The 19,067-nt window shown below is 57.4% G+C and carries 15 protein-coding genes; 7 read left to right on the plus strand and 8 right to left on the minus strand.

The genetic code is table 11. From position 1 onward, the window contains the following. The 8 genes from L6D64_RS20140 to rpmH form a co-directional block, all read right to left on the minus strand. Nucleotides 1-792, minus strand: coding sequence for a ParA family protein (locus tag L6D64_RS20140; RefSeq protein WP_012316952.1), 792 nt, complete (start codon nt 790-792; stop codon nt 1-3). A gap of 18 nt (nt 793-810) precedes the next feature. After that, a complete protein-coding gene (gene rsmG, locus L6D64_RS20145; RefSeq protein WP_176508563.1) occupies nt 811-1,461 on the minus strand; it encodes a 16S rRNA (guanine(527)-N(7))-methyltransferase RsmG in 651 nt (216 codons plus the stop codon). After that, the gene (mnmG, locus tag L6D64_RS20150; RefSeq protein WP_176508564.1) at nt 1,458-3,350 is read right to left on the minus strand and encodes a tRNA uridine-5-carboxymethylaminomethyl(34) synthesis enzyme MnmG; all 1,893 of its coding nucleotides are present in this window, start codon (nt 3,348-3,350) and stop codon (nt 1,458-1,460) included. The genes rsmG and mnmG overlap by 4 nt, the downstream gene beginning before the upstream one ends. Before the next feature lie 557 nt (nt 3,351-3,907). Further along, the gene (gene mnmE / locus L6D64_RS20155) at nt 3,908-5,278 is read right to left on the minus strand and encodes a tRNA uridine-5-carboxymethylaminomethyl(34) synthesis GTPase MnmE (protein WP_176508565.1); all 1,371 of its coding nucleotides are present in this window, start codon (nt 5,276-5,278) and stop codon (nt 3,908-3,910) included. Nucleotides 5,279-5,363: 85 nt separating this feature from the next. Next, nucleotides 5,364-7,040 carry a membrane protein insertase YidC gene (gene yidC / locus L6D64_RS20160; protein WP_176508566.1) on the minus strand — a complete coding sequence of 559 codons (1,677 nt, stop codon included), beginning with the start codon at nt 7,038-7,040 and terminating at the stop codon, nt 5,364-5,366. A gap of 2 nt (nt 7,041-7,042) precedes the next feature. Then, nucleotides 7,043-7,288 carry a membrane protein insertion efficiency factor YidD gene (gene yidD, locus L6D64_RS20165; RefSeq protein ID WP_079230263.1) on the minus strand — a complete coding sequence of 82 codons (246 nt, stop codon included), beginning with the start codon at nt 7,286-7,288 and terminating at the stop codon, nt 7,043-7,045. Further along, complete coding sequence (rnpA, locus tag L6D64_RS20170) at nt 7,281-7,685, minus strand: ribonuclease P protein component (protein ID WP_082433472.1); 405 nt, start codon at nt 7,683-7,685, stop codon at nt 7,281-7,283. The genes yidD and rnpA overlap by 8 nt, the downstream gene beginning before the upstream one ends. 13 nt (nt 7,686-7,698) lie before the next feature. Further along, entirely contained in the window at nt 7,699-7,833 is a 135-nt protein-coding gene (gene rpmH / locus L6D64_RS20175; RefSeq protein ID WP_003253163.1) for a 50S ribosomal protein L34, read from the minus strand. A gap of 583 nt (nt 7,834-8,416) precedes the next feature. Here rpmH and dnaA point away from each other — a divergent pair. The 7 genes from dnaA to L6D64_RS20210 all read left to right on the plus strand — a co-directional run bounded on the left by dnaA (nt 8,417) and on the right by L6D64_RS20210 (nt 19,011). After that, a complete protein-coding gene (gene dnaA / locus L6D64_RS20180) occupies nt 8,417-9,955 on the plus strand; it encodes a chromosomal replication initiator protein DnaA (protein WP_176508567.1) in 1,539 nt (512 codons plus the stop codon). Nucleotides 9,956-9,995: 40 nt separating this feature from the next. Beyond that, nucleotides 9,996-11,099 (plus strand): DNA polymerase III subunit beta, encoded by a 1,104-nt coding sequence (gene dnaN / locus L6D64_RS20185; RefSeq protein ID WP_054884436.1) that lies wholly within the window; start codon nt 9,996-9,998, stop codon nt 11,097-11,099. 15 nt (nt 11,100-11,114) lie between these two features. Then, nucleotides 11,115-12,218, plus strand: coding sequence for a DNA replication/repair protein RecF (gene recF / locus L6D64_RS20190; RefSeq protein ID WP_176508568.1), 1,104 nt, complete (start codon nt 11,115-11,117; stop codon nt 12,216-12,218). A 4-nt stretch (nt 12,219-12,222) separates the two neighbouring features. Next, on the plus strand, nt 12,223-14,643 hold the full coding sequence (gene gyrB, locus L6D64_RS20195) for a DNA topoisomerase (ATP-hydrolyzing) subunit B (RefSeq protein WP_176508569.1): 2,421 nt from the start codon (nt 12,223-12,225) through the stop codon (nt 14,641-14,643). An 834-nt stretch (nt 14,644-15,477) separates the two neighbouring features. Then, a complete protein-coding gene (locus L6D64_RS20200) occupies nt 15,478-16,116 on the plus strand; it encodes a TnsA endonuclease N-terminal domain-containing protein (RefSeq protein WP_011953077.1) in 639 nt (212 codons plus the stop codon). Then, on the plus strand, nt 16,097-18,055 hold the full coding sequence (locus tag L6D64_RS20205; RefSeq protein WP_011953078.1) for a DDE-type integrase/transposase/recombinase: 1,959 nt from the start codon (nt 16,097-16,099) through the stop codon (nt 18,053-18,055). The genes L6D64_RS20200 and L6D64_RS20205 overlap by 20 nt, the downstream gene beginning before the upstream one ends. Further along, entirely contained in the window at nt 18,052-19,011 is a 960-nt protein-coding gene (locus tag L6D64_RS20210) for a TniB family NTP-binding protein (protein WP_010951429.1), read from the plus strand. The genes L6D64_RS20205 and L6D64_RS20210 overlap by 4 nt, the downstream gene beginning before the upstream one ends. The last annotated feature ends 56 nt before the right edge of the window (nt 19,012-19,067 follow it).

Raw genomic sequence — 19,067 nt, forward strand, 5'->3', positions numbered from 1 at the left:
TTAAGTTGTCTGTGCAGTGCGTGATTGACGGCGTTGACGGCGTACCAGTTCACCGGCCAAGGCCAGATAAGCCAGCGCGCCACGCGATTGCTTGTCGTAGGCCAGCGCCGGCATGCCGAAGCTCGGAGCCTCGGCCAGGCGGATGTTGCGCGGGATGACCGTGTCGTACAACTGCTCGCCGAAATGCTCCTTGAGCTGCGCCGAAACATCATTGTTCAGGCTCAGGCGCGGGTCATACATGGTCCGCAGCAGGCCTTCGATCTTGAGCTCCGGGTTCAACCGGGCAGCGATGCGCTTGATGTTATCCACAAGGTCGCTGAGCCCTTCCAGTGCGTAGTACTCACACTGCATCGGGATGATGACGCCATCGGAGGCGACCAGTGCATTGAGCGTCAGCATCGACAGCGACGGCGGGCAGTCGATGAGGATGAAATCGTAGTTTTCGCGGATCGGCGCCAGGGCGTTGCGCAGGCGGCTTTCCTTGACCTGCATTTCCAGCAGCACCACTTCCGCGGCGGTCAGGTCGCGGTTAGCCGGCAGCAGCTGGAAGCCGCCGTGCTCGGAGTAGTGCATGGCCTGGGCAAGGTCGCATTCCCCGATCAGCAGGTCATAGACCGAATGCTCGAGTTCGTGTTTGTCCACACCGCTACCCATGGTCGCGTTGCCCTGCGGATCGAGGTCGATCAGCAGCACACGACGCTTGGTCGCGGCCAGCGATGCTGCGAGGTTGATACAGGTGGTGGTCTTGCCGACACCACCTTTCTGGTTCGCGATTGCGAATACCTTAGCCATTGTTGCGTGTGTTCCCAATCAAGCCTTGCGGCGCAGTATCAGCAGATGGCGCTGGCCCTGGCAACCTGGAACGGTCAGGGCCTGCTCGCTTTCCACTGTGAAGTCTGCGGGCAATGCTACCAGTTCATCGGCAGGATGCAGCCCCTTCATTGCAAGCCATTGCGTCCCGGTGTCGCCCAGATGGCGGGTCCAGTTGGTGAAGTTCTCCATGCTGCTGAAGGCGCGGGAGATGATGCCGCTGAACGGTTGCGACGGCTGGAAGGCTTCGACCCGGCTGTGGATAACCCTGAGGTTTTCCAGCTTCAGCTCCATCTTCACCTGGGTCAGGAAGCGCGTCTTCTTGCCATTGGCGTCCAGCACCGTCACCTGCTTGTGCGGATGCAGGATAGCCAAAGGAATGCCGGGCATGCCACCGCCGCTGCCGACATCCAGCCAGTTGTCACGCTCGCTGTGGATAAACGTCATGACGCTGAGGCTGTCGAGCAGATGGCGGGAGACCATCTCGTCCGGGTCACGCACGGCAGTGAGGTTGTAGGCTTTGTTCCATTTGATCAACAGGGCCAGGTAGCCCAGCAGCTTTTCATGCTGCTCGACGCTCAGTTCGACGCCCAGCTGGCGCGCACCTGTGGACAACTCTTCGGCATGTTGCGGGGTGACCAGGGAACTCAAGCGCTTTGCTCCAATTCGCGGCCTGCGCCGCGTTTTTTCAGATGAATCAACAACAGTGAAATGGCCGCCGGGGTAACGCCTGGAATACGCGAAGCCTGGCCCAGCGTCTCTGGACGGGTCTGGCCAAGCTTGCCTTGGATCTCCTTCGACAGCCCGGAAATCGTGGTGTAGTCGATATCCACAGGCAGTCGGGTGTCTTCGCTGGCTCGCAGTCGGGCGATCTCGTCCTGCTGGCGATCGATGTAACCGGCGTACTTGGTCTTGATCTCGACCTGCTCGGCGACCTGTGGATCGATTTCTGCACCGCCGGTCGCTTCGATCAGCCCGGCATAGTCGATCTCAGGACGCGCCAGCAGGTTAAGCAGGCTGTACTCGTGGGCCAGCGGCGTGCCGAACTTATCCACAATGGCCTGCCCCTGCTCGGTGTTCGGACGCACCCAGGTCGATTTCAGGCGCTGCTCTTCACGCTCGATGCCGTCACGCTTGGCGCAGAACGCAGCCCAACGCTCGTCATCGATCAGACCGAGCTCGCGACCTTTTTCGGTCAGGCGCAGGTCCGCGTTGTCTTCGCGCAGGATCAGCCGGTACTCGGCACGCGAAGTGAACATGCGGTACGGCTCCTGGGTACCCAGGGTAATCAGGTCGTCGACCAGCACGCCGATGTACGCCTCGTCACGGCGCGGGCACCAGCTTTCGCGGCCTTGCGCACGCAGCGCGGCGTTGGTACCGGCCAGCAGGCCCTGGGCGCCGGCTTCTTCGTAACCGGTGGTGCCGTTGATCTGGCCGGCAAAGAACAGGCCGCCGATGACTTTCGTCTCGAGGCTGTACTTCAGGTCACGCGGGTCGAAGTAGTCGTACTCGATGGCATAACCCGGGCGGACGATATGAGCGTTTTCCATGCCACGAATCGAGCGCACCAGCTCCAGCTGCACATCGAATGGCAGCGAAGTGGAAATACCGTTGGGGTACAGCTCGTGGGTGGTCAGGCCTTCCGGCTCGATGAATACCTGATGGCTTTCCTTGTCGGCGAAGCGGTGGATCTTGTCTTCGATCGATGGGCAATAGCGCGGGCCGACACCCTCGATCACGCCGGAATACATCGGTGAACGGTCAAGGTTCGAGGCGATGATCTCGTGGGTGCGGGCATTGGTGTGGGTAATCCAGCAGCTCACCTGGCGGGGGTGCATGGCGGCGTTGCCCATGAACGACATCACCGGGATCGGGGTGTCACCGGGCTGTTCGGTCATCACCGAGAAATCCACGGAGCGCCCATCGATACGTGGCGGGGTACCGGTTTTCAGGCGGCCGACGCGCAGCGGCAGTTCGCGCATGCGGTGAGCCAGGGCGATTGACGGCGGATCACCGGCACGACCGCCGGAATGATTCTGCAGGCCGATGTGGATAAGCCCGCCGAGGAAAGTACCGGTGGTCAGTACCACGGATTCAGCGAAGAAACGCAGCCCCATCTGGGTCACCACGCCTTTGACCTGGTCCTGTTCGACGATCAGGTCGTCGCAGGACTGCTGGAATATCCACAGGTTCGGCTGGTTTTCCAGGATTTCGCGTACCACGGCCTTGTAGATGGCGCGGTCGGCCTGGGCGCGGGTGGCGCGTACGGCCGGGCCCTTGCGGTTGTTCAGGATGCGGAACTGGATGCCGCTCTTGTCGGTGGCCAGCGCCATGGCGCCGCCGAGTGCATCGATCTCTTTGACCAGATGGCTCTTGCCGATGCCACCAATTGCCGGGTTGCAGCTCATGTGACCGAGGGTTTCCACGTTATGGGTCAACAGCAGGGTTTTCACCCCCATGCGTGCTGACGCAAGCGCAGCCTCGGTACCGGCATGGCCGCCGCCGATGACGATCACTTCAAAACGGGAAGGGAAATCCACCACGCACCTCGTGCCTGTTTTTGCGAATAGAGAAGGTAAGCGGACAAGTATAGGGACTTCACCCCCTGCAAAGGAACCGTCTGAGCAAATTTTGACCAGTCTGTGGATGAATGGCAGACAACAGAAATCAAAGAAGAAAATTTTATAAAAGCTTTGTTTTTATGTTTATTCTTATGCACAGCCTCACCTGTGGATAAGGTTCTGTAGCCCTTTCAATGTAAGGTTTACATCGAAATTGAACCCTGTGGCTTACCCACCATGAGGGTTATGGATAACGTCCTTTAGCCTGTGGATTAAATGATGGTTTACCCACAGGCGGATTTGCCCTCAGCAAAAAAGCCTGCTTATCAAGAGGGCTGAAGGTGGGTTTTCCACAGGGCTCCTGAACATGAAATCGTGTCTGTGGATGATTTTATGTGGAACTGTACTGGCCTCTTCGCGGCTAAAGCCGCTCCTACAGGGGCCAGAGTGGGTGCTAAAGATCCGACGAGTGGATAAATCGCAGGCAAAAAAAAGCCGCTCCCAACGGAGCGGCCTTGGATTTGCCTGGTTGTGGACTATTTGCCGATGCAGAAACTGGAGAAGATCCGCCCCAGCAGGTCATCGGAACTGAACGCGCCGGTAATTTCACCCAGGGCCTGCTGTGCCTGCCGCAAGTCTTCTGCCAACAATTCACCCGCGCCAGCCAGGGTCAGTTGGGCGCGGCCATGCTCCAGGTGCGAACTGGCCTGGCGCAAGGCATCCAGGTGGCGCCGACGGGCGCTGAAACCGCTCTCGGCGGTCTGTTCATAACCCATGCAGGCCTTCAGGTGGTCGCGCAGCAACTGCAGCCCCTGGATGTCACCTTTGGCGCTGAGGGTGATGGTTACATGGCCGTCTTCGCACAACTCCAACCCTACCCGCTCACCGCTGAGGTCCGCTTTGTTGCGAATCAGCGTGACCTTCGCCGGATCTGGACGCTGGTCAAGAAACTCGGGCCACAAGGCGAACGGGTCACTGGCCTCGGGTGCGGTGGAATCGACTACGAGAAGTACCCGGTCGGCCTCGCCGATAGCCTTGAGCGCGCGTTCCACGCCGATCTTTTCCACATGGTCGTCGGTATCTCGCAGGCCGGCCGTATCGACGACGTGCAGGGGCATGCCGTCTATGTGGATATGTTCCCGCAGAATATCCCGGGTGGTGCCGGCAATGTCGGTGACGATGGCCGCCTCACGCCCCGCCAGCTGGTTCAGCAAGCTCGACTTGCCGGCGTTTGGCCGGCCGGCAATGACCACCGTCATGCCGTCACGCAGCAAGGCGCCCTGCCCGGCCTCGCGCTGTACAGTGGATAACTCGCCGCGGACGGTATCAAGCATCGACAACACATGGCCATCGGCGAGGAAGTCGATCTCTTCTTCGGGGAAGTCGATCGCGGCCTCGACATAAATGCGCAGGGCAATCAGCGCCTCTGTCAGGCTGTGCACACGCTTGGAGAATTCGCCCTGCAGCGAGCGCAAGGCATTGCGTGCAGCCTGGCTGGAGCTCGCCTCGATCAGGTCGGCGATGGCTTCGGCCTGGGCCAGATCAAGCTTGTCGTTGAGGAACGCCCGCTCGCTGAACTCGCCTGGGCGCGCCAGACGGCAACCGACTTGCACACAACGCTGCAGCAGCATATCCAGGACAACCGGGCCGCCATGTCCCTGCAACTCAAGTACATCCTCGCCGGTGAACGAGTTGGGCCCAGGGAAGTACAACGCAATGCCTTCATCCAGCACCAGGCCATCCTCATCGCGGAATGGCCCGTAGTGGGCATGGCGTGGCTTCAGCGTCCGGCCGGTGATCAACTGGCCAGCCTTGCTTGCCAATGGCCCGGACAGCCTGACGATACCGACGCCACCGCGGCCTTGGGCGGTGGCGATGGCAGCGATGGTTTCACGCACAGTGTTCATGCTCGAAAGCCTCTACGACAAAACGACAGATAGCAAAAACGCCCCCGAAGGGGCGTTTTTATTCACAGGCTAGCGCAGTAGCCCGTCAAGCAGCAGCTTTTTTGGTGGCTGCTTCGATACGGCGGGTGATGTACCACTGCTGAGTGATCGACAGGCAGTTGTTCACAACCCAGTACAGCACCAGACCAGCTGGGAACCACAGGAAGAAGAAGGTGAAGATGATCGGCATCATTTTCATCACCTTGGCCTGCATCGGATCCGGTGGCGTCGGGTTCAGACGCTGCTGGATGAACATGGTGGCGCCCATGATGATCGGCAGGATGAAGAACGGATCCTTGATCGAAAGGTCGGTGATCCACAGCATCCATGGGGCTTGGCGCATCTCGACGCTTTCCAGCAGTACCCAGTACAGCGACAGGAACACCGGCATCTGCACCAGGATCGGCAGGCAGCCGCCCAGCGGGTTGATCTTCTCTTTCTTGTACAGCTCCATCATCGCCTGGGACATCTTCTGGCGATCGTCACCGAAGCGTTCCTTCAGCGCGGCAAGCTTCGGCGCCACGGCACGCATGCGCGCCATCGAGCGATAGCTGGCAGCCGAGAGCGGGAAGAACAAGCCCTTGATGAGCATGGTCAGTACGATGATCGACCAACCCCAGTTACCCAGCAGGCTGTGGATATGTTGCAGCAGCCAGAAGATTGGCTGGGCAATGAACCACAGGAAGCCGTAATCGACGGTTAGCTCCAGACCTGGGGACAATTCTTTCAGCTTCGACTGAATCTTCGGGCCGGCATACAGCATGGCGCTGGTTTCAGCCTTGCCGCCAGCCGGTACGCTGAGCGCAGGGCCGGTATAGCCGATGATGTAGTTGCCCTGGCTGTCCTTGCGGGTCTGGACAACATTGTTGTCCGACTTGGCCGGGATCCAGGCGGTCACGAAGTAGTGCTGCAGCCAGGCGACCCAGCCGCCGGACACATTTTCTTTCAAACTACCCTTGTCGATGTCCTTCATCGAGACCTTTTTGTAAGGCTCGGAAGCGGTCCACATGGCGGCGCCCAAGTAGGTGGCGGTGCCGGTGGCGGTGCTCGACGATGGGTCGGAACTGGCGTCACGCTTGAGCTGGGCAAACAGGTTGCCGTTCCAGGTTTGGCCGCTCTGGTTGTCGATCAGGTAGCTGACATTCAGGTCGTACTCACCGCGCTTGAAGCTGAAGCGCTTGATGTAGTTGACGCCGTTATCGCTGAACTTGAGGTCGACGACCAGTTGGTCCTGGCCATCAGCCAGCTGGTAGCTCTTCTGTTCGGTAGCGTACAACGGACGACCCGACGAACGGGCATCCGGACCGTTGGCGCCGGTCAGGCCGCTTTGCGCCAGGTAGACGCGCTCGCCACCGTTGTCGAACAGCTGGAACGGAATGTCCGGATGGTCCTGGCGGCGTGGGTATTTCGGCAGGTTCAGCTGGACGATGTCACCACCGACCGGATCGATAGCCAGGTCCAGGACATCGGTCTTGATCCGGATCAGGTCCTTGCTGACTGCAGCTGGAGCCAGTTCGGCAGGGCTGGATTCGGCATTGGCGCTCGGCACATCGGCGCTGGCGGTACCGGCCGGCACACCGTCGGGCAAGGCCGGGGCAGCAGTGCTGGCAGCAGTATTCTGAGTCGGCAGGGCAGCCTGGCCGTAGTCCTCGTTCCACTTGAGGACCATGACGTAGGACACGATTGCCAGGGCGACGATCAGGATCGTGCGTTTAATATCCATGATTACTCGGCTATCGAAGAAGTTCGGGAGGAAGGAGCGGGGGGAACGGGATCGAAACCGCCGTCGTTCCACGGATGACAACGCCCCAGGCGACGAACGGCTAGCCACCCGCCACGCAAGAGGCCATGGTTTTCAATGGCTTCAAGAGCGTAACAGGAGCAACTGGGGTAGAAACGACAGTGATTGGCCATCAGGGGACTGATGGCGTAACGGTAAAACTGGATCGGAACGAGGGCCAGTTTACGCATTTTGACTGTCTACCCCTGCGGAATCGGCGTTTGCCGCTGGAGTTGGCCGGCTGCGTGCCAGGCGTTTCCAGAGCTTGCCAAAGTGTTGGTGCAATTCCGGGTTTTCTATCTCACCCAATCCCTTGCGCGCGACGATCACTATATCCAGGCCACCCAGCAATTGCTGATTGAGCCTGAAGGAATCGCGCATCAAGCGCTTGAGGCGGTTGCGTTGAACGGCGAGCTTGACGCTCTTCTTGCCGATCACCAGGCCAAGCCTTGGATGATCCAGGCCGTTCTCGCGAGCAAGGATCAGCAGGTTTTTCCCTGGAACCTTGCCGGTTGGGGAGTCGAAGACCGCTTTGAAGTGCCGGGGTGTAAGCAGACGCTTTTCCCGACTGAAGTCCTGACTCACCACCTGTGCCGAAAAATCAAATGGCCAGACGCTTACGGCCTTTGGCACGACGACGCGACAGAACAGCGCGGCCGTTCTTGGTAGCCATACGGGCACGGAAGCCGTGGGTGCGAGCGCGCTTGATGGTGCTTGGTTGGAAAGTACGTTTCATGGCGTTGTTACCTGGTTTGTCGACTACGGGCCGGAATGGCCCCCTTTTTAAGAGATCGGCGATTCTAGAGAAAGCAAGCCCATAGGTCAATTTCCAACCAGTCTTTCCTTATAGAAGGCGTCCTGACTGCTGCTGGGCCAGGAAGGGTTGCTCAGTCACGTAGACGGACGACAAAATGAAAAAAAGAAGAGACATATAAAAAGCTTTTCTGAAGAACTTATAGATCTTAAGTGGATAACCTTCTGTGGATAACCTAATACAGCCCTGTAATCACGCGGCCTACAGAAATCCGAAACCTTGTCGGTAACAGGTGCTGCGCTTGTGATGGAGCTGCTGAAAGGCTGTGGATAGAAAAGGTCGTTATCCACAGCAGAGTTATCAACAGACTGCATCACTGGGTTGTGCATAGCCCTCATGGCCGGTTATCCACAGAGCTTATTCACAGTCGCTGAGAGACGTTTTGGCCGCTAAATGGCTGTTTTGTCATGGCTCAGAATGTTTCCACATGTGGATAACTGATCGCTCGACCGGTACAATGGCGGTTTGTTTTTGCCTCATCCGGCTTTCAACTCAGGGGATATCCGTGTCAGTGGAACTTTGGCAGCAGTGCGTGGAGCTTCTGCGCGATGAACTGCCTGCCCAGCAATTCAACACCTGGATCCGTCCGCTACAGGTCGAAGCCGAAGGCGACGAGTTGCGCGTCTATGCGCCGAACCGTTTCGTGCTCGACTGGGTGAATGAAAAGTACCTCGGCCGTCTGCTCGAACTGTTGGGTGAAAACGGCGATGGCATTGCGCCCGCCCTTTCCTTGTTAATAGGTAGTCGTCGCAGCTCTGCCCCACGTGCTGCACCTAATGCACCCGTCAGCGCCGCAGTGGCTGCCACACTTGCGCAAAGCCAGACGCAACAGGCCGCTGCGCCTGCGATTACCACTGTTGCCGAACCGGCGCAGGCCCCGGCAACAGAGGCGGTGCAAGCGAACGAGGTCGTTGAACCGGCTTCGAGTGACAGCTTCGACGGCATGGGGGACAGCCCTTCGGCAACGGCGGCCGGCAGCCGTACCGAACAGCGCACTGTTCAGGTGGAAGGCGCGCTCAAGCACACCAGTTACCTGAATCGAACGTTCACCTTCGAGACCTTTGTAGAAGGTAAGTCGAACCAGTTGGCCCGCGCTGCTGCCTGGCAGGTCGCCGACAATCCCAAGCATGGCTACAATCCGCTGTTCCTCTATGGCGGCGTCGGCCTGGGTAAGACCCACCTGATGCACGCTGTGGGTAACCACCTGCTGAAGAAGAATCCGAATGCGAAGGTCGTGTACCTGCATTCCGAGCGCTTCGTCGCGGATATGGTCAAGGCGCTGCAGCTGAACGCGATCAATGAATTCAAGCGTTTTTACCGTTCGGTCGATGCGCTGCTGATCGACGATATCCAGTTCTTCGCCCGTAAAGAGCGTTCCCAGGAAGAGTTTTTCCACACCTTTAATGCGTTGCTCGAGGGTGGCCAGCAGGTGATTCTCACCAGCGACCGTTACCCGAAGGAAATCGAAGGTTTGGAAGAGCGCCTGAAGTCGCGCTTCGGTTGGGGCCTGACGGTTGCCGTCGAGCCGCCTGAACTGGAAACACGTGTGGCGATCTTGATGAAGAAGGCCGACCAGGCCAAGGTCGAGCTGCCGCATGATGCCGCGTTCTTCATCGCTCAGCGTATTCGCTCCAACGTGCGTGAACTTGAAGGCGCCCTGAAGCGGGTGATCGCTCACTCGCACTTCATGGGTCGTGACATCACGATCGAGCTGATTCGCGAGTCGTTGAAAGACTTGCTGGCGCTGCAGGACAAGCTGGTGAGTGTGGATAACATCCAGCGTACCGTGGCCGAGTACTACAAGATCAAGATTGCCGATCTGTTGTCCAAACGCCGCTCGCGCTCCGTTGCGCGCCCCCGTCAGGTTGCCATGGCACTGTCGAAGGAGCTGACCAACCACAGTCTGCCGGAGATCGGCGACATGTTTGGCGGTCGCGATCACACGACGGTGCTGCACGCCTGCCGCAAGATCAATGAATTGAAGGAATCCGACGCGGACATCCGCGAGGACTACAAGAACCTGCTGCGGACGCTGACGACGTGATGATCGCCAGCGCAGCTAATTGAAGGCAAGGGACTAGACCATGCATTTCACCATTCAACGCGAAGCCCTGTTGAAACCCCTGCAACTGGTCGCCGGTGTCGTCGAGCGCCGCCAGACCTTGCCGGTGCTGTCCAACGTCCTGCTGGTCGTGCAAGGCCAGCAGCTGTCGTTGACCGGTACCGATCTGGAAGTCGAACTGGTTGGCCGCGTGCAACTGGAAGAGCCGGCCGAGCCAGGCGAGATCACTGTCCCGGCGCGCAAGCTGATGGACATCTGCAAGAGCCTGCCCAACGATGTACTGATCGACATCAAGGTGGACGAGCAGAAGCTGCTGGTCAAAGCCGGCCGTAGCCGCTTCACCTTGTCGACTCTGCCTGCCAATGATTTCCCCACGGTTGAAGAAGGCCCGGGCTCGCTGACCTGTAACCTGGAGCAAAGCAAACTGCGCCGTCTGATCGAGCGCACGAGCTTCGCCATGGCCCAGCAGGACGTGCGTTACTACCTCAATGGCATGCTGCTGGAAGTGTCGCGCAACACCCTGCGTGCGGTATCCACCGACGGTCACCGCCTGGCGCTGTGCTCGATGAGCGCACCGATCGAACAGGATGATCGCCATCAGGTCATCGTTCCACGCAAGGGTATCCTTGAACTGGCGCGCCTGCTCACCGATCCGGAAGGCATGGTCAGCATCGTACTCGGCCAGCATCACATTCGTGCGACCACCGGTGAGTTCACCTTCACTTCGAAACTGGTCGACGGCAAGTTCCCGGACTATGAGCGCGTACTGCCGAAGGGGGGTGACAAGCTGGTGGTGGGTGACCGTCAAGCGCTGCGTGAAGCGTTCAGCCGTACTGCGATTCTCTCCAACGAGAAGTACCGTGGCATTCGCCTGCAGCTGGCTGCCGGCCAATTGAAAATTCAGGCCAATAACCCTGAGCAGGAAGAAGCAGAAGAAGAGATCGGTGTGGACTACGAAGGTAGCTCGCTGGAGATCGGCTTCAACGTCAGTTACCTGCTTGACGTGCTGGGCGTTATGACTACCGAGCAAGTTCGTCTGATTCTGTCTGACTCCAACAGCAGTGCTTTGCTGCAGGAAGCTGGCAACGACGATTCCTCCTACGTTGTCATGCCGATGCGTCTGTAACTCGTAGCAGACGAAATGTCCCTTCGACGTATCATGGTCACCGCGGTGCGCAATCTGCACCCGGTGACCCTCTCACCGTCCCCCCGCATCAATATCCTCTACGGCGCCAATGGCAGCGGCAAGACCAGTGTGCTCGAAGCCGTGCACCTGCTTGGCCTTGCCCGGTCATTTCGCAGTACCCGGTTGAACCCGGTCATTCAGTATGAACAGCCCGCCTGTACGGTATTTGGCGAAGTGCAGTTGGCTGAAGGTGGTACCTGCAACCTGGGTGTTTCACGGGAGCGGGCGGGCGAATTCACTATCCGCATTGACGGGCAGAATGCCAGGAGCGCCGCTCAACTGGCTGAACTGTTGCCGCTGCAACTGATCAACCCGGACAGTTTTCGGTTGCTGGAAGGTGCTCCGAAAATCCGCCGACAGTTTCTCGATTGGGGAGTGTTCCACGTGGAACCTCGTTTTCTGCCTGCCTGGCAGCGCTTGCAGAAGGCGCTGCGGCAGCGGAACTCATGGTTGCGGCATGGTACACTTGACCCTGCTTCGCAAGCCGCCTGGGACAGAGAGTTATGCCTGGCCAGCGCGGAAATAGATGAATACCGTCGCAACTACATCAAGGCCTTGAAGCCCGTCTTCGAGCGAACCCTGAGCGAACTGGTCGAGCTGGACGGGTTGACCCTGAGCTACTACCGAGGCTGGGACAAGGACCGGGAACTGCAAGAAGTACTCGCCTCCTCTGTCCTTCGCGATCAGCAGATGGGCCATACCCAGGCCGGCCCGCAGCGTGCGGATCTGCGTCTTCGTCTGGCTGCCAATAATGCAGCCGACATCCTGTCGCGTGGTCAGCAAAAGCTGGTGGTGTGCGCTCTGCGCATCGCACAGGGCCATCTCGTCAGTCAGGCTCGTCGCGGCCACTGTATTTATCTCGTTGACGACCTGCCGTCCGAGCTGGATGACCAGCATCGTCGCGCACTGTGCCGCTTGCTAGAAGAATTACGCTGCCAGGTGTTTATCACCTGTGTAGATCACGAATTACTGAGGGAAGGCTGGCAAACGGAAACGCCAGTTGCCTTGTTCCACGTGGAACATGGCCGTATCACCCAGACCCACGACCATCGGGAGTGAAGGCATGAGCGAAAATCAAACGTACGACTCCTCCAGCATCAAGGTGCTGAAAGGTTTGGATGCCGTACGCAAGCGTCCCGGCATGTACATTGGCGACACCGATGATGGTAGCGGCCTGCACCACATGGTCTTCGAAGTGGTCGACAACTCGATCGACGAAGCCCTCGCCGGTCACTGCGATGACATCACGGTGATCATCCACACGGACGAATCCATCAGTGTGCGCGACAACGGTCGCGGCATTCCGGTTGACGTGCACAAAGAAGAAGGCGTTTCGGCAGCGGAGGTCATCATGACTGTGCTGCACGCCGGCGGTAAGTTCGACGACAACTCTTACAAGGTATCCGGCGGTCTTCACGGTGTCGGTGTATCGGTCGTGAACGCCCTGTCCGAGAAGCTGGTGCTGACTGTTCGCCGCAGTGGCAAGATCTGGGAGCAGACCTACGTTCACGGGGTTCCGCAGGCTCCGATGGCCGTTGTTGGTGACAGCGAAACTACCGGTACCCACATCCACTTCAAGCCGTCGGCTGAAACCTTCAAGAACATCCACTTCAGCTGGGACATCCTGGCCAAGCGGATCCGCGAACTGTCGTTCCTCAACTCGGGTGTTGGCATCCTGTTGAAGGATGAGCGCTCGGGCAAGGAAGAGTTCTTCAAGTATGAAGGTGGTTTGAAGGCCTTCGTTGAATACCTCAACACCAACAAGACCCCGGTCAACTCGCAGGTCTTCCACTTCAACGTCCAGCGTGACGATGGCGTGGGTGTCGAGATTGCGCTGCAGTGGAACGACAGCTTCAATGAAAACCTGCTGTGTTTCACCAACAACATTCCGCAGCGTGACGGCGGTACGCACCTGGTCGGCTTCCGCTCCTCGCTGACCCGTAGCCTGAACAGCTACATCGAGCAGGAAGGCCTGGCCAAGAAGAACAAAGTCGCCACCACCGGTGACGATGCCCGTGAAGGCCTGACCGCAATCATTTCGGTGAAAGTGCCGGATCCGAAGTTCAGCTCGCAGACCAAGGACAAGCTGGTCTCCTCGGAGGTGAAAACCGCCGTGGAACAAGAGATGAACAAGTACTTCGCCGACTTCCTGCTGGAAAACCCGAACGAAGCCAAGGCCGTTGTCGGCAAGATGATCGACGCTGCCCGTGCCCGTGAGGCGGCGCGTAAAGCCCGCGAAATGACTCGCCGTAAAGGCGCACTGGATATCGCCGGCCTGCCGGGCAAACTGGCGGACTGCCAGGAGAAGGACCCTGCCCTCTCCGAACTGTACCTGGTGGAGGGTGACTCCGCAGGCGGTTCGGCCAAGCAAGGCCGTAACCGTCGCACCCAGGCGATCCTGCCGCTGAAGGGCAAGATCCTCAACGTCGAGAAAGCACGCTTCGACAAGATGATCTCGTCCCAGGAAGTCGGCACGCTCATCACCGCATTGGGCTGTGGTATCGGCCGCGAAGAGTACAACATCGACAAGCTGCGTTATCACAACATCATCATCATGACCGATGCTGACGTCGACGGTTCGCACATCCGTACCCTGCTGCTGACCTTCTTCTTCCGTCAGTTGCCGGAGCTGGTCGAGCGCGGCTACATCTATATTGCGCAGCCGCCGCTGTACAAGGTCAAGAAAGGCAAGCAGGAGCAGTACATCAAGGACGACGAGGCCATGGAAGAATACATGACCCAATCGGCCCTTGAAGATGCCAGCTTGCATCTGGACGAATCGGCGCCAGCCGTTTCCGGTGTACAACTGGAAACGCTGGTGAACGAATTCCGCGCGGTGATGAAGACCCTCAAGCGCCTGTCGCGGCTGTACCCGGAAGACATCACCGAGCACTTCATTTACCTGCCGGAAATCACCTTGGAACAGTTGGCCGATCACGCCGTGATGCAAGCGTGGCTGGTGAAGTTCCAGGAGCGTTTGAACAGCAGCCAGAAGTCGGGCCTGGTCTATCAGGCCAGCCTGCGCGAAGACAAGGAACGCAATGTCTGGCTGCCGGAAGTAGAAGTCACTTCCCACGGTCTTGCCAGCTACGTTACTTTCAACCGCGACTTCTTCGGCAGCAACGACTACCGTTCGGTGGTCACCGTAGGGGCCAAGCTGTCTACCCTGCTCGGCGAGGGTGCTTACGTGCAACGCGGTGAACGTCGCAAGGCGATCACCGAGTTCAAGGAAGCGCTCGACTGGCTGATGAACGAAAGCACCAAGCGCCACACCATTCAGCGATACAAAGGTCTGGGCGAGATGAACCCGGAGCAGCTGTGGGAAACCACCATGGACCCAACCGTCCGCCGCATGCTCAAGGTCACCATCGAAGACGCGATAGCCGCCGACCAGATCTTCAACACCCTGATGGGCGACGCGGTGGAGCCACGCCGTGACTTCATCGAAAGCAATGCGCTGTCGGTGTCGAACCTGGACTTCTGATACTGTAGGTTCACAGAAAAGCTGCACGCTTTCACAAATAGATGACCGGCCGGGCTTCAACCATGGCCCCTGTCGGTCACCATCAAGCCCGCCTTCGCGGGCTTTTTTTTGCCTGGAATTCCTGCCGGGGCGCCCTACTCCGCTCATTGGAAAATGATGCAGATGGGGGGATTTGAGGAAGTGATTTGATGGGGCGCTGGAAGTGCTGAGAGGGTCGGCGGGCGGATCTGAGCAGCAGAGAGATTGAGAGGACTTTAAAACTAATATTTGAACACCTTAATAATTAATTAAGCGTACGTGTTAAGTATTAATTTGAACAATTTAGTATGGAAATGGAATTTGGTGGAAGTTGCCATTTTGGATTTTTTGTAGATTTCGAAGGGATGTTGGAATAAGATCTATGACCAACTTTTCCGCTTTGCACTGAAGATTTTCAGCCAAATCAGCTGTTTGAAGCGAGAGCTTCAGACCTGATCCAAATTGCTCCAGCGATCACGAAGTGGCCGTTTAGAAATAAAGAGAGCAAGCCGATTGCTTTAGATTCTGATCAGTCATGAGAGTCATGACCAATGAGAGAAAAGGAGACCTGAAAATGTAGAAAAACGCGATCAATCCCGAGAGGACTGACCGCGCTTAGCGAAGCAGACTTGCGTCCTCAGAACCCGCAATGTCTGCTTTTTCGAAGCGACTGTCAATCCTCTCCCATTTTTTCGACCTTAGCGAGGTTACTCGACGGCACAGTGTTGCCTGTCGAAAGGCCTCACTTCGCCCGCCCTGCGCCTTGATTTTTTGGCGCAGCGTCGGCGCTCGTTTCGAGATTTTCGGAGGTGTTTCATGACAGTACGAAAGGTGGTCACGCGGCGGTCCAACCATTACCGCGGCTACTTCCCATCGCTCAAAAATAAAAAGCCTGTGCCCTGGGAGTCCCAGCTCGAAGGCGCTCTTTTTCGGCTTCTTGAGCTGTCTCCTGCGGTCATCGGCTACGTCCCGCAGCCCAGTGAGGAACGTGTTCCATCGCTCCAGGGCTACTTCAAATATTACCCAGACGTACAGGTTTTCCTCGCGGATGGGCGCGAGTGGTGGTTTGAAGTGAAGCCTCACGACCGACTGAAGATTGCCAGCGTCAGGCAGCGACTGGATGCCGCTGAGCGCTACTTCAACGCCACTGCCCGTAACTTTTCGGTGATCACTGAAAAGTTAATTGAAGCTGAACCCCTGGCTACCAATCTTAGAAGGCTGATGTATCACCGGCGCGGTCCAGAGCTTTCGCATCAGGCGTTGGAGGAGGTAATGGCGACCTTCAACGAATGGCCGCCTATGACCGTTGCAGATCTGCTCTACGTGGTTGGTGAGGGGAAAGCCTGGCGCTTGTTAGGCCTTGGGGTGGTGGGCATTGACCTTGATAGGTCAATTGACACTGACTCCCCGGTCTTCCTGCAAGGGGGGCACCGTCATGCAAACCTTTTCCCTTAGGGTGAAATTGGTCGTCATCGTTCGTGGCGTACTGATGGTGCTTGAGAAGAGGCTTATTGACCGGAAGCTGCTCTTTTTCGATGAGCTTGGTGAGCCCACGAAGCTATCCGAGAAGGAGTTCTATGAGGCCTACGAGAAGCGCGAGATCGAGATCTCCGCTGATCAGCCATACCTTGGGAGGGTTCCGTATGTGCGGAACGTCCCTCCAGATATTTCATGCTTCCCCAAAAAACATGGAGATGAGGCATTGCGTCGACGCAAGTATCTGGACGACCTAACTAAGCGCGGTAAATACAAGCTACCGGGTGACGAAGACATGATCAAGAAGCTTAGAGATATCGCCAAAAAGATTGGGGATGCGTGCGCACCCTCGGTTTCCACTATTCGACGTTGGGCAGCCAAATACATTGGCCAGAACGTAGTAAAGCTTATCCCTCAGCATGCCAAAAAGGGTCGGGCTGCCGCGATACAGGGAGAGCTCGAAGTTATTCTTGAAGGGGTGATTAATAAAACCTACCTGCAGGATACGATTCCAGCGGTCAGCGTGGTCGTTTCAGAATTCGAGGATCAGATAAAAGAGAGGAACAAAAGTCGTTTGCCTTCGGATCAGCTCAAGATCCCAAGCGGAATGACTGTCCGAAGGTACATCGCCAAGCTGGATCCGTACCTTGTGGATAAGGAGAGGCTCGGAAAACACGCAGCAGACAAGAAGCACCGTGTTGCGGCGGGTGTCCTACGTGTCCATGAGATTTTGGAACGTTGGGAAATTGATCACACCTTGTTGGACGTCCAGCTTGTGGATGAAACCTCGGGGCTGTGCATTGGGCGCCCCTATCTGACGATCGTCCTCGACCGCTTCTCTCGAATGGTGATGGGATATTTGCTCCACCTGTCGGCGCCAAATACGGAAACCGTGCTTCGTGTGATCGAACGCTCAATCCGTCCAAAAGCCGAATTGCTGAAGCGCTTTCCGAAAGTGAGAAATGAATGGTGGGCACGTGGGCTGCCGGCTCGAATAGTCCCAGACAACGCAGCGGAATTTCACGCGGGCGATCTCATCATGGGATTCAACGAGTTGGGTATCGAGATCATGTATCCCGCTTCAAGGGCCCCTCAAAGGAAAGGTGCCGTCGAACGCTTTTTCAGCACACAGAACCTGGGGCTTATCCACAACCTCCCGGGTACCACCTTCTCGAATATCCAGCAGCGTGGCGATTACGACTCGGAGAAGAATGCATGTTTCACGCTCCCTCAATTGGAGGCGGTGGTAGTGAAATGGATCGTCGATGGTTACCACCAGACTCCTCATCGGGGGCTGGACAACAGAACACCGGCTCAAGTCTGGGGGACTAGCGAGGCGAACCATGTCATCAGCCTTCCCGTCGACCTGGACTCGTTGGAGTGCATTCTGGCCAAGCGGGCCTCGGTGAAGGTTCACCATTACGGCATCGAGGTTGCCAAAGTGGGCTACCACTCTACGGAACTTGCTGAGCTCCGTATGCGTTTGGCAGACGGAGAAAAGGTAAACGTCCGCTATCGAGACGAAGCCGGGCACGTTTGGGTTCACGACCGCTTCAGAAACTTGTTCTTCAAAGTGCCCGCCAAAGATGAGCGAATGGCCGGTAAGAGCAGGGAGGTGTGGAAGGCTGCCGAGAAAGCGCTGCGAGAAAAATATAATGAGCAGCCTAGCTTCGAGGCTACGCACAGGTGCTACCAGGAAATTATGGAAGATGCAGACGAGGCCCGCCGTTCGCAGACGCTCAGAAAACGACGCGCAGCTGCCATAGCGAAAATCGACAAGGAGGGTCGAGTGACCGAAAGCACGCCTCCACCCAAGGTACTCGCTGAAGTGGAATGGACCGGTGACTCTATTCCTAACATTCCGCCAGCAGCCTTCAAGGTCTCGGTTCGTCGCCCTGCTGGGAGTTCTAAGCCATGAACGCCATCAATCTGTACGAATGCTACGAGCATGGTGAATACAGCTTTACGCTCCGCGATCGTTTTATTCACAGCCCTCAAGTCGAGCGAGCGTTGACGCGACTAGGCGATATCCACGGCGATAGTCGGCGTACCAGAGCAAGTAAAGGGTTGCTGATCCAAGGTCCAAGCGGAGTGGGCAAGAGCACATTGGTCAAGGAGTACATTCGGTCATTGGAGGAATTGGAGAGCCATGACCCACAGAAGCGGACAGTTCTGTTCGTCGAGATGCCTTCGTCTCCAACCAAAAAGAACCTGGCAGCAGCCATTTTGGCAGAGCTGAAGGATCCCTTCGCAGAGGCACGAGGACATTCGGCAGAGGTTAAATTTGCGCGAGTAGTCCTGCTGCTGAAGAACCTTGGCGTGGAGATGTTGGTCCTCGATGAGGCGCAGCACCTGGTCGATTATCGTCGTAATGGTGCGTATGAGGCAGCAGACTGGATCAAGAGTCTGATGAATGAAACCAGTATCGCGTTTGTTCTGATTGGGCTGAAGCGCACCGAAAATCTCCTGCTAGCAAACGAGCAACTGCGACGCAGGTTTTCGGCCACGGTGGCATACGATCGCTTCACCTTCTCCGCTAATACGTCTCTTCATTTCGTGATGTTGTTGCAGGCAATCGAGGGCGAACTGCCTGTTCAAACCATCAGTTTTGTAGAGCCAGCGATGATTAAACGCTTCTACCTGGCTTCCTATGGATTGATCGACTACCTCATCAAGATTGTGGACAGGGCTGTTTGGCTGGTTCAAGTCCAGGACCTTGTCGGGATTGAACTTCCTGTGCTGGCCCAGGCTTTTGAAGACGAGGTTTGGAGCTACGCCACCGAGGATCGAAACCCCTTCAGTGCGAGCTTCAATTTCCAGCCTCTGTTCGGGAAGCGGGAGCCGTTTGAGACGTTCGAAGAGAGCAGTACCTGACGGCCAAGGGCCGGGCTTATCGGCCCGGCTCTACTCCCCTGATTTTTATGTCTTCG

Origin of the sequence: Pseudomonas urethralis (genome assembly GCF_021602465.1) — a bacterium.
Taxonomy (GTDB): Bacteria; Pseudomonadota; Gammaproteobacteria; order Pseudomonadales; family Pseudomonadaceae; genus Aquipseudomonas; species Aquipseudomonas vlassakiae.

Bases quoted from the DNA above. Each gene is read 5' to 3' on its own strand.
- L6D64_RS20140 (WP_012316952.1), bottom strand. From the start codon at position 792: ATGGCTAAGGTATTCGCAATCGCGAACCAGAAAGGTGGTGTCGGCAAG.
- mnmE (WP_176508565.1), bottom strand. From the start codon at position 5,278: ATGAACACTGTGCGTGAAACCATCGCTGCCATCGCCACCGCCCAAGGC.
- yidC (WP_176508566.1), bottom strand. From the start codon at position 7,040: ATGGATATTAAACGCACGATCCTGATCGTCGCCCTGGCAATCGTGTCC.
- yidD (WP_079230263.1), bottom strand. From the start codon at position 7,288: ATGCGTAAACTGGCCCTCGTTCCGATCCAGTTTTACCGTTACGCCATC.
- rpmH (WP_003253163.1), bottom strand. From the start codon at position 7,833: ATGAAACGTACTTTCCAACCAAGCACCATCAAGCGCGCTCGCACCCAC.
- dnaN (WP_054884436.1), top strand. From the start codon at position 9,996: ATGCATTTCACCATTCAACGCGAAGCCCTGTTGAAACCCCTGCAACTG.
- recF (WP_176508568.1), top strand. From the start codon at position 11,115: ATGTCCCTTCGACGTATCATGGTCACCGCGGTGCGCAATCTGCACCCG.
- gyrB (WP_176508569.1), top strand. From the start codon at position 12,223: ATGAGCGAAAATCAAACGTACGACTCCTCCAGCATCAAGGTGCTGAAA.
- L6D64_RS20200 (WP_011953077.1), top strand. From the start codon at position 15,478: ATGACAGTACGAAAGGTGGTCACGCGGCGGTCCAACCATTACCGCGGC.
- L6D64_RS20205 (WP_011953078.1), top strand. From the start codon at position 16,097: ATGCAAACCTTTTCCCTTAGGGTGAAATTGGTCGTCATCGTTCGTGGC.
- L6D64_RS20210 (WP_010951429.1), top strand. From the start codon at position 18,052: ATGAACGCCATCAATCTGTACGAATGCTACGAGCATGGTGAATACAGC.